We start from the raw sequence: 13939 nt of genomic DNA, 5'->3' as shown, positions 1-13939 counted from the left end.
CAAAAATAAAAAAGCTATCTCTAGCTCCTATTTTGCCTTATATTCTATTGTGCTGTATAGTCCTGTCCGGTTATGGTCTTGTACTGTTCTGTTGTAATTTTATTTTTAACCACAAATATTTTTACCTGGTCTACTGTATAAAGTCCTTGACTATAAAAATAAGTTATTGTATCCATCCAATTCATACTACATCAAGCCTCTTGATCGAGCCTGTAGGAATGTGGCCTGCCTGTCCCATGCGAATTGGAACTTATACTCATATTCCTCCTCTGATTCATTAGTGGAGGTTTTCTCTGTACTTCTATCTTTTGTTTTAACTTTGGATTTTTTAAGTTCCTTAATCATTTCTGATTTTTCAGTAACATCCATAATTCTTTGGGACCTTGCTATGGCCGTATACTGAATTATTATATGTTCCCAAAGCATATCCAACGGATCTTTAACCATAATGTCCTCCACTATTTCTATTGTTTCAGGCGGAAAAATCTTAGAAAAAAAGCCATGCGTTTCAGCGTTTTTATTACCTTTCGGTACGCTACTCACATGACCTTTTGAGTTCTTGTTTTTAGGCTGGGCACCCTTTTTTCGTTTGGAACGTTCCGTATTCTTTTGGAGCGTTCCATTCAATTTGCTGTATATCCTTTTTCGGTTTTATGATCCTTTACTGAAACTTTTTTTATAGCTTTCTTTTTAGCTTCTATATCATCATTCGCTTCAACAAAAATATCATTATACGGTCCTTTTACATTCATTTTATTGGAAATAAAATTTGACCAATAAGTTACTTTATATTTACTCATTTGGCAATCTCCTCCTTTAAATAAAATTTCTATAAAGGAGAGAATATATCCTTTAACTTTCGTTCGCCAATGTTTTACATATTCCTTTTTAACTTATATTCATTTATATGCCCACATTCATGACATTTCTTTTTCAACTTGGTAATGCAGGCATCTTCATCTAATTTTCCAATTACCTTCTTGCATTTCTTACATTTACCTCACCCTCTTAATAGCCCCATTGACCCTTCTGTGGCAATCATGAGCCATCAATTTTTCTATATCATAAAAGGAGAGGTGCTTACCTCTTCTTAATTTATTCTTATTTAATTTTTCTCTCTTGGGCTTTTCTTTTTCCACACCTCTCACCTGCTTTTAATACATTTTAACTTTTATTCACAATATATTATTTCACCCATAATATGTATTGTAAATAAATTTACGGAGGAATTTCATGGATTCTAGTAACAATAATGAAGAAAAAAAACAATATTTCTATAATCCCCAAGCAATGAACTGTCCAATGCATTATCCATCATATTCATGCCCAATGTTTTACGATGAACCAATAGATGATGAATATTATGACGTAGATGAAGATGATGATGATGCAGATGATAACGTTAATTCAGATTATAGGAAAGGAGACCCAAGAAGGCGCAGACGTAGACGTAGAATGATGCATAGGCCTTTCCCTTACCATCATTCAATGCCATTAATCCTTCCAGTCATAATACCTTATGATGATTATGATGATTGGTATTAATTATTAAAAAAGTGTTACTTATCCCATAGAATACACTTAGTTTAAACATCACAAATTTCAAAATAAAATAAGCATCCTAAATGATGGATGCTTATTTTGTATTATAATAAAGGAGTTCAATTTATATAGTATCTTCTGGTGGTTGCACTTAAGTTTATAGTGCCCTGCAACCACAGACACCATCCTGGTAATTATTATTTAAAAGGAGTATCGACATATTATTATATTATACTTAAATCATTAAAATCACCTTAAAATCTTATAAAAAATTTTTCCCGCCAGCATTGTTAAGAGGCTTGGCGGGTTTATATAAATTGAGAGGGTATTACAATTTAACTTTATTTTCATTGTCCAGCCTTCTTGGAGTATCCCATGTAACAACTGGAGCGACTTCTTTATTTATTACTGTATCTCCATTGGGTTTTGTTTTATATATTGATCTATTCTTTTTTACAAACGTACTGTCACCCATATATCTATTAGCCTGGTAATTTACTGCCTTTACTATTTCACGCCTTTGAGTTAGGGCAATTCTATGAGATCCTTTTGGCCATCCAAAATTTCTCTGAATACATTTTTTAACTGTATCACTTTTGTAATTCAGCTTCCTGGCGATTTCAGGAACTGTCAATCCTTCTATATATAAATTTTCAACCTGTTTCTTATCTACAATGGCCTTCATTTAACCAACTCCTAAAAAAGAATATAGTTCACCCAAACCATAAAAGGAGACATGTTTTATTTTTGCAGAATTAAATTCTTTATAACTCAATTATATTATATTTTGGCAATGTTTTAATTCCAATATCATTCCATTTTAATTTCTGAATAATTCCTAATATCTTTGAAGTGCGACATAAAATACCGTAAATTCATTTTTTTCTAAAGATCTTTCTCTTTTATTAATGAAGTTTTTAGATATGCTCATATTTTTCTTTTTTGATATAAATTCAGTTAAAGTTTCAGTTTTACACTGAATGTTCGATTTTCTCTTACCTTTACCATTTAAAGGAGCCGACTCGATAGAAATTAATTTCTATTTTGAGGCGACCCATCTTTCCTTTAATTTAACTTATTCTGAAATAACCTAATAATTAAGTCTTTTTCTACACAATTCTAAATTTATTTCTACATTGGTTTATCGGGTGCATCTATTTGAATCATTGTTAACTGACCACCTGGATATTTTCCATTATTAGTAACCTTGTAGTCATCATGATTATGCATTGGATAAAATTGTGGGAAGAACTGATTATTTGGATCTCCATAAGGCTGATTACAAATTTGTATATAATTTATTAGATCTATTAGTTGTGGATTAGCACAGTTTACTGGCTCTTCTGGAATATCAAAAATAGCAGCAGGATCAATTTCGCTAAGCTGCTTGCAAAAAGAATCAAAACCATCTTGACCCTTCACAATATATTTTCTGTATAAACTTCTTTTATCGTCCGCAGTAATAATTAAATCATAGGTTTCTCCAGATCCAATAGTATTAGTAAATCCCATTTCTGTTAGTTGGTGATTAAGGTGTTTGCACTCCTTACCAAAGACTAAAAAAGGACTTAGATGGCTATCTTTTCCTACCACCATAAAGTGCCAGCCATGAATGTGCCATGGAACCACTTGATAGCCCATATTAATCATTCGAAGTAGGAATTTTTCATTGGTTTTTACGTGAACATAAGATTCATAGTTAATTTGCGTAAGATTTGGATCACTGCCAACACTTAAAGGATGTGGACGAAGTGTATCAGGAAAAGCTCTTCCATTGATTAGCCAAAAGTCTGGTTTAAAATTTATTGCATTAAAAGGATCAGGATTATTTTTTATAGAAACGCTTTTATGCCACTCTGAATCTATATCAGATAAAAGCATCACATATTCCTTATCAAAATAGCTGTGAATATTATTATAAGCAAAATTTCGATTTGTAGCAGTTTTAGGAATATCGTATTGTTCTTCACCGTTTAGTCTCCAATGTCCACATTTATTACATTTTGTAATTCCATTTTTAGCTAAGCTTTCCATAGAAGGATATATAACCAATGCTCCATACATTCCCATTTGAACATGTTCAGAAGCTTCTACATGACAGTGGTACATTAAGGTTCCAGGATCTTCTGGATGAAAGAAATAGGTTGCCTTAGGTGGTGCTGTATCTGTTTTTTCCCACATAGGAACACCAAATGAGCTTTCAGGAAAACCATCTAACTGGGTAGCAACGTGAGCACCATGCATGTGAACTGTGTGAAAATCTTTTAAATCATCACGACGTTCCATGCCAATATTAATAAGCGTAATATATATATGGTCACCTACTTCTCCCCAAATTATAGGAGAAGGAATAGTAGCTTCACCTTTCTTCTTTAAGATTGTATCCCAGTTATCTTTGTCTGTATAATCTAGATATTCATTTCCTTTTATTTTCACTCCATCTACCTCTAAAAGTCCACCTGTAAATCCAAAAATATAAACATCTTCTCTATTTGTAGTACATAAAACCTCATCTTTTGGTAAGCTTATTGATCCATCTGTAGCTAATAAGACATAATGTCTAATACTCATTTTATCATCCCCTAGTATTTCATTATTTTCATTTAATTACTTCATCATATGAGATTAAGAATAAAAAAGTTATACTACATAACAAATATTTATTATGTACTTGTCATTTCAAAGTTATTTACAATAAAACAAGCAAATTTATATTAAAGAAAAAATATAGTATAGCGGAAATGTATTTACTACCAACTGGCTTTATAGTTGTTTCTTCTATTTTTGATGTTCTCGAATAGTTAAAACAAACCCAAACCTTTTGTTATCAAATCTATTAGATGTTACACTCTTCCAGTCAATTTCATAATTAGGTGAATATCCTATTTCTGCCTCACCTAACTCAAGTTTTATATTGTTCTCAATCTCCTTGGCCTTCAGCTCAAGGCTTTTTATTGTATTTTTGAGTTCAAAGTAATTCTTAATCTTGTCCTTATATTCAGATTTTAAATTTATAACTGCACATGGGTTTGAATCCTTGAACCTTTCTTTTAAATATCTTTCTGCGGCATCAGAGCCATCTGATTTTGGCGGCACTCTTTTAAGTACATTGTTTTCCCAAAAATATTTTTCTTTGGCCACAATTATATTTATACGTTCTTGGTCCCTCTCAATTTTCTTATAAATGAATTTCTGCCCACCTATAAGCACGGCTATATATGCCTTTTCATCACCTGTAACCGCCAGGTAGTGCATAACCTGTGCCAGATAACTTCCTGGTATTTCTCACTCTGCCATCTGCTTGACAGGAAGGCATTTGCCGTCTTACATTCCAGTAATGCCTTTTCTCCAACTATCTCCCTGTCTAGATTGGCAGTCATGAATGGATATTCCACGCTTTGAAGTATTGCATTACTCCTTCTGACGCTTTTCCCAGTTTTTCCTGAAAACCTCCTTGCAACATTGGGTTCCAGTATGGTTCCCCAATAAGCAGCTTCACTCTGTTCATAAGACTTGACTATCTCCTGGGTTTTATCTATATAAACATCAAGCGGTGATCTATAATTGTTTATTCCAAGAATTGCTCCTGCATCAGATCCACCAATACCCTGCTGATGACTCTTCAGCCATTTAATTTCCGACATATCTTTGGTTTTGGCTAATACCTTGTACAAATTATTACCTCCCCATTTGATTTTTCTCCCATTATCATGTAAAATGAAAGTATCGATTATTTTCTAACGGTCCTTTTCATAAGGACTCTTTTTTTATACATATTTAAGAAACTCTCTTAGTTCTCCATCTGTCAGTGCTTCTGCATCTTTAAAAATCTCCCCGGTACCTAAACAAAAAATTGATACAGCTGAAAAACTAAATTCTATATTAAGATCAAAAGCAAAAAATAATTAAATTTACTATAACTATCTATAGCTATCTGGAACTAATGTGTTAAACGCAAAAACAGCAATGTCCTGAATCCCTTCAAAACACTGCTATTACTCAATTGGTAGTCCCTAGGAGAATCGAACTCCTGATTTCACTAAGACTTTATTATAAAAATATGTGATGTTCTACAACAGTTGATATGACTATGTTTTATCACTATACAATTATATATGTGTTTACATCTATTTAAAACTTGTGTGGGAAAAATGCGGGAAGAATATTTATTTAATGTAGGTTTTAAAAAGCCCTGGATTCACCAGAGCTTTTCATTTACTTTTTAATTGGCCTATATCCTGCTTCTTGTGCTTCAGCTTCTGTATTAAAATATTCTTCTGCATTGGTTCTATCGTAGTATGGATCACCTGCAAGATGATAAATCTTTTCTCCTTATGCATGAAATTTAAAATCAAAGATATGTAATAAATAACTCTCTACATTTTAAAAAAACAAGATTAATTTCTGGTATGTATTTAAAAATGATTGCCGCAGCCATTAAAAAAATTAAAACTAAATTAGTATAAAATACTGTAGGATACCTAGTTATCAACTTCAATATTCCACAATCACGAGCATGTCTATATTTATTTAAGGCATTTTCTTTTATAGTGAGCTGCTTTTTTAGCTTTTCTAACTTCTCTGAGTCTTGTCCATTTTCTTTCAATACATCATACTGATATTGTAGATTCCAATATGTAATGTTTAAATTTTCTGGCGGCCATTTATTTGTTCCAATATCTTTATCTAGTATTTTTGCTATACAGTATAACAACAAAAATATTGAATTAAACATAATGAACCCTTCTAATGATGCCATAAAAACAAGTCTGTATTTATTAACATCTTTCATATTAGAAAAGATACTCCCTATAGCATTTAATCCACTAAAAAACACAACAACTATAGCTGAGAATATTCCTAATGTTGATATAACAGTAGTATTAAGCCTATCTTCGATTTTATTTGATTTGCTTTCAATATTAGTTTGTGCCGAATTTACTGAAACATTAATTTGGTCAATTAAATTAGAGAATATTCTGTCCTCTCTATTTTGAGAAAAATTTATTCTTTGCGATTCAAGTTCTATATGATCTTGAAGTTTTTCTAATTTTTCAAGCAGTTCAATACATGTAAAGTTTATTGTGCCCGTATAGTTGTTATTTTTAGATAGAATATTATCAATAAGCTGATTTATATCGTTCTCATTTTCTTTACAATAGTTTATTATTGAATTTATATTCGATAATACAAAGTATACTGTTTGTTCGTCATTAATAGCCTTATCGTTAATAAATTTTGCTACTTTAGAATATTTATGCCTATGATTTTGTAAGTAAAACTTTATAAATGACTTTACTATACTGTCCATATCATCAATTTTAAAAACTATTTTGTCTAAAACTTCTTCTATACTTAACCTATACATCATAAAGATTAATTTTCTCCTTGGCCATATAATTTATTAATATTATCAGTATAATAAGATTTTATGTCTTCTATTGAAATGACATCATTTTGTTTTGTCTTTCTCCAAGGATCTTCTGAATGAGTTTTATTTACTAAATCAAAAGGTTCCATGTTTGAATAAATATCTACAATTTGTTGTATTAGCTTTTTGTCGCTGTTGCAAAAGATATTCTCATCAAATTTCTTTTTTTCAATTTTTATCCTACTGCTTTCTTTGTGATAGCCTATATTTATATACTCTTCTTGTTTAGGAATTGGGGAATATCCAAACGTCCTAAACTCTCTATAAACCTTATCAACTACAGGCCCGTATGTCCAATTTAAAATCTCCTCGTGGAAGCACCTTTGGTCTTTCTCCACCAAAAATGCAGCTTGAATGTAATACATTATTTTTTGAAGCTGTAGATTACTAATCGGACTGTTTATATGGTTTGAATAATTTATTACATACCTAGCTACATCTAAAGCATTATAAATCATAAACGTACCTCCTTATCATTATAATTTATTTTTGTTATATTAAATAATACTATTGCATTATATTATGCCTATGTATTGTGAATATATACTATTTGCAATAAAATAAATCAACTTTTATAGTAGAATATCTTATTATAAGATATTCTACTATAAAAGCTAAACTCCTTCAAATTGTGGATAACTTTTTGTATCAATAAGTAAAACCTAATAATTTCTAATAATCAACTCACTATACCTATGCTCTTTATCCTTATATTTTCCCATAAGACTGTGATTTCTCTGAACCTCATCTATACTAAAATCCTTATATAAATCCCTCACAAATTTACATTCATTGTATGAAAGAATGAACTTACCTTTTATATTTTTAAGGCAATTGCATAACCTCATATGGTCCTCTTCTGAAAATTTCACCTGATAATATCTTTCTGCGCCATAATACGGAGGATCCAGATATATAAGTGCATCCTCTTTATCATAGACCTTAAGCAAATCCTCAAAATCCTTATTTTCAATAACTACATCAGAAAGTCTTTCCTGAATATCAGTCAGATATTTAATCATTACATTTACATTTTTCTTTACGCATCCGTAGGATCTGTGGTCACTCCCATAGCTTGTCTTAATTAACATAAAGAAACGTGCTGCCCTTTGAATATCTGTCATTCCTCTAGTATTGTACTGGCTGGCAAAATCATAAAACAGCTCTCTTGAATTCAACATAAATGAGAGTTCTCTCTGCAGCTCTCCACAGTGAAATTTTACACACCTGAATAAATTGACCAGGTCACCACTTATGTCGTTATAGATTTCCATATTGGCCAGCTTATCTTTTGAGAAAAGAACCCATGCTGCACCTCCAAATACTTCTATGTATCTATTAAATTTTTCAGGAAACCTTTTAACTATTTCCTTCCTGAGTAATTTCTTTCCGCCTATCCATCCTATAAAACTATTCATATAATACCTCCTATGTTCCAGATAATACTATTATATACAAACACATGTTCTATTTCAAGGTAGAATATGGATAAGTATTATAAATATAGCTAATTATTTATGCTATAATATTTATCAAGAGAATAAAATGTTTTTAGTTAGTCACTCCCCAGGTTTTATCTCTTGCAAAGGAGTCGTTGCGGTTAATCTGACAGCAGAGGGGGTGACAATATGAGTGATTCTATTACTATTACATCTATAGTATGCGTTACAATAGTAAGTATAGTGGGTATTTTTGCCATGCTTGCATACTTAAAAGAAAGAGCCATTCTCAAATATAAGAACAGCTCTAAACACAGTAATAATGAAATATTTATTACTGCGGATAGTGATAAAGAAAATAACTCAAAAAACTAAAATGCACCCATTGCCTTGAGTGCGTTTTAGATAACTAATATACAAATTAAACATAAAAACCGTAACGGCTTCTTTTAAATATATTATATCACAATTTATTATTTTAAATCATATTTTTTCTAGTAATTATACTCTTACTCTATAGTTTATATCATTTATTCTAAAATCTCATCTAGACCCTTCTAAAATCTTAAAATATACTATTAATAATCACTTTTATAAAAAACTGTTTATTGTGGAGTATATTACATACCAGCCATTTTTCTACATTCACCAGCACATGTACGACATTCGTCTGCACATTTTTGGCAATGTTCATCTTTAAACATATCACATTCTTTTGCACATGCATCACAAATTATAGCACACATCTTGCAATGTTCTTTTACAAATTGTCCATTCATAGACATAAGTCCAGCTGACATTTCGCACATTCTTGCACACTCAATAAGTATTTTCACACAGCTTCTTCTTGCGTTTAAATCAGGTTCATTAATGCATGCCTCAAAACATTCATGACATGCCTGTGCACACCTATTACATTCATCAATACATGTTTGATATTTATTTGTTGTCATAGTTGCTATTCCCATTTAAAACACTCCTTTATTCGATTTTCTACACAAAATATATTATGCGTAGAATCAAATATTCATATACTAAAATTAAATGATAAATTTAAACTTTTAAAATTTAGAAAAGAGGCTATCTTTTCTAATGATCTGTTCATCATTTTGAGACAGCCCCTTTTTCCCATCAAAGATTCCTTGTAGATTCGACTTCTTTATGTGGTTTCTCTGAAGGAAAGCATACCAAAGTTTTTATGATTTGATTTGTGCTTTTTTGCTATTGTACTCTTTTTCGGTTATTTCTCCCCTTGCGTACCTTTCATTGAGTATATTAAGGGCATTGTTTTCCACTGCTCGGTCATTTGGTTTACCTGACTGCTGAAGATAGCGTACCAGAGCAATAATTCCTAAAATCATTAGGATAATTACACCTATCATCATAAACCATCCCCATCCGCGGCCCATCATTCCGTATCCATAATAACTCATCATTAATATCACCTTCACTTTTATTGAAAAATATCTAATAATTTAATTATTTGAATCACGTCCAAAAATTATTCGTGCGAAGTTTCTATGTATATTGTCTGGTATCATTATAATCTTTATTATTAAATAATTTCTCTTATAATAAGTTCTGTAACAAGCTCAAAATGCTCTATTCCATTCAATATTGTAAATGACAAGCTTAACATATTAAGAATACCAACAACAGGGAAAAAACATAGTTGTTTTATTTTAAGTACATCTTAGTGATATGAACTAATTTCTATAGTGAACCACATAGCACAAATATGCATTTGATGAATATTATGCTAATGTATAACTTTTTATAAGGAGAGTTTTGTATGTCAGTAAATAATTCATTTATTTATCCAGCCATAGATACTGCTAATACAACAAGGGTATTAGGATATAATGCAATAGAATTTAATACTTATGTAACAAAAATCATTTATCCAAGTCCTGAAGTAGAATGGAGACCTAATGCAGTCATTCTTGTGCCTTTGACTACATACCATTTTGGACTTTTGGCATCACCTATTATACATTTTCCAATAAATGCACCATTGATCTTTACTAATCCTAATTACCTATTGCCTGAAACTTTTTCTGAAATTATTAGGCTTTCTCCAACGGGCAAAAATGTACCTGCTAAAGTGATTATCGTTGGGCCAATATCATCTACAGTTGAGATGGAATTGAGAAATATCGGTTTATCAACTATAAGGGTCGGGGGATATGACCCGATATTTACAGCAGGCGAGGCTTTAGAATTTAGATATTGGATTCCTTCTGAATCCAAAGAAGGTATGGAAAATATTATGGTAGTTCCTGTTGAAAGTCCTACAGAATGTATTCATGCTGCATATTTCTCTGCACACATGGGAGTTCCAATACTTTTTTCTTACAGAGATAAGTTGCCTGAAATCACAAGACAAAAACTTAATAAATATAAGGATAGAAATGTATTTATTATTTCAAGCACGCATGGAATTTCAGATCAAGTTTTAAATGAAATTAAAAATATTATGAAAGGAAAAGTGGATAGAATAGATGGGAATACACCATTCGAGTGTACAGTTAATTTTGCAAGATACTATTCACCTGAAGGTAACTTTGGCTGGAACATTAATACCAGAGATGGTTGGTCATTTTCCTTTGGTACTCCTAAAGACTGGTCTTATTGTTTATCAGCCTGTATATTTGCACATTTGGCTAAACATACTCCTCTGCTTTTTGTTAAACCTGATAGGGTTCCAGAGATTATTAAAAGCTATGTATTATCATTGAATCCAATGGAAAAGCATCCCCCAAAGCCCCCATTTATGCACGGCTACATTTTAGGAGGATATGACAGGATTTCTCACAAAGCACAGGTTGAGCTTGAAAAAGTGCTGATTTTAAGAGCAGAGCATTAGAAATGATGTTAAGAATAGAAAATTAAAAGTATTAGAGAGAAAGCACATTCTCAAGGAATATGCTTTCTTAATTGTATTTAGAATACTTCCGGTTTCCCGGGGTATAATTATTTTTGTACTGGTTGTACTGCTGTATTATGTTCAGGAGTTACAGTGCTTTGTATACTAGCTATAGTCTGCTTTAACTTTTCGTTTTCTTGCTGTAATTGTGTCTTTTCACTCTGGAGCTGTGAATTTTGAGTTTGAAGCTGCGATACCTGGGTTTGAGTTGCCGTTTGCTGTGCTGACTTCTTCTCTTCAGGAGTTTTTAAATCATATACTTTATTCTCAATAACTCCGGAAACTATTGTCTTTATATTATCATCCACTTCTATACCCAGCTTGTTTAATACATTATATACATAATCCTCCGCACTCTTTTTTCTCTGGTCTGCCGGGAGCTGAGAAGATACATTGAGTTGTGCTGCCTGCCCTACTCCTATTTCAGCATATTTTTCTATAACACTTAAGATATTTAAGAACTTATTACCAGGCACCAGTGCCTTTGCTGCATCTGTATACTTTTTAACTTCCTGCAATCCAGTATCAACCTTTTGTAAAACATCTGCTGTGTTAACACCCTTTTTCTTTAAAAAAGGCAATAGAATTAATACTGTGGCTCCCACTCCTACTGTCAGTCCTAAAATTATAAATAATATATTTAAGTTTGTCATAATACATTCCTCCATAAAAATTTTAATTTTCTACAAAATCGTAGGTTTTCTTAAACACATCTGGTCTACATGGATAAAATTCTCCATTTACACCTTTTAGAATATAATCATTTGTTCTTGCAATATGCTTGCCTTCTAATGTCATAATTATTAGAACATTATTTTCATAACAATAAGTGCCATTAATCATAAATCTAGCTATTTCCTCTATATTTTTACCTGTCCATTGTATTGCCTCAATTACAACAGGCTTCTTTCTATATTTAGCCATACTATTACCTCCATTATTTTTCTTCATGATAATTTTCTCTGTACATAATATATATGCACTTTTTTAAATATAGGCAGGAAAATTTAAAAATTTCTTAGAGTTATTTTTAGTTATTCAAGAAAATGCTCCAGGCCTGTGGCCCAAGAATCCCATCTGTAGCTTTTCCCCAGTTCTTTTGCATGTTTGTAACAGCTTGGAATGTGGGTTCATCATAGACCTTTTCCGTATAACTCCCCTTATTCAAATAGCCATATCCCTCTAATTTTTGTTGTACCCAAAGGACTACATAAGATTTATGTCCTTTTACTATAATGTTTTGTATTCCCTTTAATGCCGCCACAGTTGCCTGTCCTGCTACTCCATCTACGACCAATCCAGCATTGTATTCAGAATTAAGGTCATATTGTAAAGCCTTAATCTGCTCCACAAGTGGATTTGGCTGTCTTGTACCTCCCAGACTATTAAAAAAGCTATCTGACATATAATTCAGATCCAGATAACCTCCTATACCAGATATCTGTCCCTTTTCGGAATACTGCCATATAGCATATTCATTCCACAGTACAGTACTTGGGGAACTTACCCCATAATGAGCCACCCAAAGAGGGTATTTGGTTATCTTAGAATTTAAATGTGCCTTTATATAGCTTGGATTACAGTAAATAAGTACTGGAGCAACAGTAGACGCTATCTTTAAAAATTCAAGACATGCATCTGTCATATCCCCGCTGCACTGCTGCTCAAAGTCCAGGACTACAAAATCCGGATTGGCTGCTACAGCAATTTGCTTGAAAAAGTTTGCTTCCTGGATAGCTTTTTCTTTAGTTGTAAATCTGGCAAAAACATAAGCCCCGGTAACAAGTCCCAGGGCTTTGGCTTTTCTAATATTGTCATTATAATATTTATCTACAAAAGTACTCCCTTCGGTGGCCTTTGCGATTACAAAGGAATTACCTGCATTTTTAATAAGGTCCATATTTACAGCTCCATTCAGGTTACTTACATCTAAACCTTTAATCAATTTTTAATTCCTCCTATTTAAATATTTTGTTTTTAATTTCTTTTACATCCTCACCAATATCATCCATAGCTTTCAATCTATCTGTTAACTTGGCTATAATCCCCTGATAATTCGCCTCTCTTTCCCCTGCCTTTTCATCCCTCTCTTTCTGTTCTTTTAATACATAAATAAGTATAAAAATAAACAGCATGGCCCAAATTCCCTGCTGTACCGCCATTTTAAATATTTCATTTTCCATTCCTAGCCTCCCATATAAGTATTTTTAAGTATTAAAAAAGAGTCCTGGATTTCTCCAAAACTCTGATCCACTTATTTCGTTTGATGCATCATATGATGCATAAGTGCCATACTAACAACTCTGCTTAAATATTGCCTTGCTTGAGCCACTGACGCACCGCAGCACATCAACGTATTTAGTAACTCTGGATGATGACACTCAAACATCCTTACAATCTCTTGAGTATCTGTTTGTATTCTTTCCCTGTCTGCTTGCGACATATTACTTTTCGACATGTTATTTTTTTTCACGTTATTTTCTTCCACGTTATTTTCCTTCATATCTTGCATTTCTTGTCCAATGTTAGGCATATGCTGCATAGGTGGTGTTGTACTTTCATTGTTCATTCTGCAATAACAGCACATTGGCATAATTTCCA

At 32.1% G+C, this 13939-nt stretch carries 21 protein-coding genes and 1 pseudogene; 3 read left to right on the top strand and 19 right to left on the bottom strand.

Annotated features, from left to right (window positions below):
- Nucleotides 1-44: 44 nt before the first annotated feature.
- The 4 genes from AB8U03_RS16690 to AB8U03_RS16675 all read right to left on the bottom strand — a co-directional run bounded on the left by AB8U03_RS16690 (nucleotide 45) and on the right by AB8U03_RS16675 (nucleotide 1139).
- The gene (locus AB8U03_RS16690; RefSeq protein ID WP_369705686.1) at nucleotides 45-185 is read right to left on the bottom strand and encodes an XkdX family protein; all 141 of its coding nucleotides are present in this window, start codon (nucleotides 183-185) and stop codon (nucleotides 45-47) included.
- A gap of 1 nt (nucleotide 186) precedes the next feature.
- Nucleotides 187-627, bottom strand: a complete 441-nt coding sequence (terS, locus tag AB8U03_RS16685) for a phage terminase small subunit (RefSeq protein ID WP_369705685.1) — start codon at nucleotides 625-627, stop codon at nucleotides 187-189.
- A complete protein-coding gene (locus AB8U03_RS16680; protein ID WP_369705684.1) occupies nucleotides 624-800 on the bottom strand; it encodes a hypothetical protein in 177 nt (58 codons plus the stop codon). The genes terS and AB8U03_RS16680 overlap by 4 nt, the downstream gene beginning before the upstream one ends.
- A 195-nt stretch (nucleotides 801-995) precedes the next feature.
- Nucleotides 996-1139 carry a hypothetical protein gene (locus tag AB8U03_RS16675; protein ID WP_369705683.1) on the bottom strand — a complete coding sequence of 48 codons (144 nt, stop codon included), beginning with the start codon at nucleotides 1137-1139 and terminating at the stop codon, nucleotides 996-998.
- 94 nt (nucleotides 1140-1233) lie between these two features.
- On the opposite strand from AB8U03_RS16675, the gene AB8U03_RS16670 reads away from it, so the two are divergent.
- Nucleotides 1234-1545 (top strand): hypothetical protein, encoded by a 312-nt coding sequence (locus AB8U03_RS16670; RefSeq protein ID WP_369705682.1) that lies wholly within the window; start codon nucleotides 1234-1236, stop codon nucleotides 1543-1545.
- Nucleotides 1546-1870: 325 nt separating this feature from the next.
- Here the strand turns inward: AB8U03_RS16670 and AB8U03_RS16665 are convergent, their stop codons facing one another.
- The 8 genes from AB8U03_RS16665 to AB8U03_RS16635 form a co-directional block, all read right to left on the bottom strand.
- A complete protein-coding gene (locus tag AB8U03_RS16665) occupies nucleotides 1871-2227 on the bottom strand; it encodes a DNA-binding response regulator (protein WP_369705681.1) in 357 nt (118 codons plus the stop codon).
- Between the two features lie 446 nt (nucleotides 2228-2673).
- On the bottom strand, nucleotides 2674-4113 hold the full coding sequence (locus tag AB8U03_RS16660; protein ID WP_369705680.1) for a multicopper oxidase domain-containing protein: 1440 nt from the start codon (nucleotides 4111-4113) through the stop codon (nucleotides 2674-2676).
- Nucleotides 4114-4320: 207 nt separating this feature from the next.
- The gene (locus tag AB8U03_RS16655) at nucleotides 4321-4797 is read right to left on the bottom strand and encodes a hypothetical protein (RefSeq protein ID WP_369705679.1); all 477 of its coding nucleotides are present in this window, start codon (nucleotides 4795-4797) and stop codon (nucleotides 4321-4323) included.
- On the bottom strand, nucleotides 4755-5216 hold the full coding sequence (locus AB8U03_RS16650; RefSeq protein ID WP_369705678.1) for a YqaJ viral recombinase family nuclease: 462 nt from the start codon (nucleotides 5214-5216) through the stop codon (nucleotides 4755-4757). Before AB8U03_RS16650 ends, AB8U03_RS16655 begins: the two co-directional genes overlap by 43 nt.
- 541 nt (nucleotides 5217-5757) lie before the next feature.
- Nucleotides 5758-5865 (bottom strand): sunset domain-containing protein, encoded by a 108-nt coding sequence (locus tag AB8U03_RS18095; RefSeq protein WP_455423801.1) that lies wholly within the window; start codon nucleotides 5863-5865, stop codon nucleotides 5758-5760.
- Nucleotides 5866-5893: 28 nt separating this feature from the next.
- Nucleotides 5894-6913 carry a hypothetical protein gene (locus AB8U03_RS16645; RefSeq protein WP_369705677.1) on the bottom strand — a complete coding sequence of 340 codons (1020 nt, stop codon included), beginning with the start codon at nucleotides 6911-6913 and terminating at the stop codon, nucleotides 5894-5896.
- Between the two features lie 5 nt (nucleotides 6914-6918).
- On the bottom strand, nucleotides 6919-7431 hold the full coding sequence (locus AB8U03_RS16640; RefSeq protein WP_369705676.1) for a Panacea domain-containing protein: 513 nt from the start codon (nucleotides 7429-7431) through the stop codon (nucleotides 6919-6921).
- A 204-nt stretch (nucleotides 7432-7635) separates the two neighbouring features.
- The gene (locus AB8U03_RS16635) at nucleotides 7636-8391 is read right to left on the bottom strand and encodes a DNA adenine methylase (protein WP_369705675.1); all 756 of its coding nucleotides are present in this window, start codon (nucleotides 8389-8391) and stop codon (nucleotides 7636-7638) included.
- 210 nt (nucleotides 8392-8601) lie between these two features.
- On the opposite strand from AB8U03_RS16635, the gene AB8U03_RS16630 reads away from it, so the two are divergent.
- Nucleotides 8602-8787, top strand: coding sequence for a hypothetical protein (locus AB8U03_RS16630; protein ID WP_369705674.1), 186 nt, complete (start codon nucleotides 8602-8604; stop codon nucleotides 8785-8787).
- 245 nt (nucleotides 8788-9032) lie between these two features.
- Here AB8U03_RS16630 and AB8U03_RS16625 read toward each other — a convergent pair whose 3' ends face one another.
- Together AB8U03_RS16625 and AB8U03_RS16620 are read right to left on the bottom strand one after the other, a co-directional pair.
- A complete protein-coding gene (locus tag AB8U03_RS16625; RefSeq protein WP_369705673.1) occupies nucleotides 9033-9380 on the bottom strand; it encodes a four-helix bundle copper-binding protein in 348 nt (115 codons plus the stop codon).
- 228 nt (nucleotides 9381-9608) lie between these two features.
- Nucleotides 9609-9824, bottom strand: a complete 216-nt coding sequence (locus AB8U03_RS16620) for an SHOCT domain-containing protein (RefSeq protein WP_369705672.1) — start codon at nucleotides 9822-9824, stop codon at nucleotides 9609-9611.
- Between the two features lie 380 nt (nucleotides 9825-10204).
- Here AB8U03_RS16620 and AB8U03_RS16615 point away from each other — a divergent pair, with 380 nt between their 5' ends.
- A complete protein-coding gene (locus tag AB8U03_RS16615) occupies nucleotides 10205-11278 on the top strand; it encodes a cell wall-binding repeat-containing protein (protein ID WP_369705671.1) in 1074 nt (357 codons plus the stop codon).
- Between the two features lie 107 nt (nucleotides 11279-11385).
- Here the strand turns inward: AB8U03_RS16615 and AB8U03_RS16610 are convergent, their stop codons facing one another.
- From AB8U03_RS16610 to AB8U03_RS16590, 5 genes and pseudogenes are all read right to left on the bottom strand, one after another.
- Nucleotides 11386-11991 carry a bZIP transcription factor gene (locus AB8U03_RS16610; protein ID WP_369705670.1) on the bottom strand — a complete coding sequence of 202 codons (606 nt, stop codon included), beginning with the start codon at nucleotides 11989-11991 and terminating at the stop codon, nucleotides 11386-11388.
- A gap of 22 nt (nucleotides 11992-12013) precedes the next feature.
- The gene (locus tag AB8U03_RS16605; RefSeq protein WP_369705669.1) at nucleotides 12014-12262 is read right to left on the bottom strand and encodes a hypothetical protein; all 249 of its coding nucleotides are present in this window, start codon (nucleotides 12260-12262) and stop codon (nucleotides 12014-12016) included.
- 106 nt (nucleotides 12263-12368) lie between these two features.
- Entirely contained in the window at nucleotides 12369-13283 is a 915-nt protein-coding gene (locus AB8U03_RS16600; RefSeq protein WP_369705668.1) for a GH25 family lysozyme, read from the bottom strand.
- A gap of 13 nt (nucleotides 13284-13296) precedes the next feature.
- Nucleotides 13297-13521, bottom strand: coding sequence for a BhlA/UviB family holin-like peptide (locus tag AB8U03_RS16595; RefSeq protein ID WP_369705667.1), 225 nt, complete (start codon nucleotides 13519-13521; stop codon nucleotides 13297-13299).
- Between the two features lie 71 nt (nucleotides 13522-13592).
- Nucleotides 13593-13939, bottom strand: a pseudogene (locus AB8U03_RS16590) (hypothetical protein); the annotation flags it as partial.

Source organism: Clostridium moutaii, from assembly GCF_041205085.1.
GTDB classification, from domain to species: domain Bacteria; phylum Bacillota; class Clostridia; order Clostridiales; family Clostridiaceae; genus Clostridium_B; species Clostridium_B moutaii.
The sequence above is the reverse complement of the archived record's forward strand: the minus strand, read 5'-3'. Positions and strand labels throughout refer to the sequence as shown.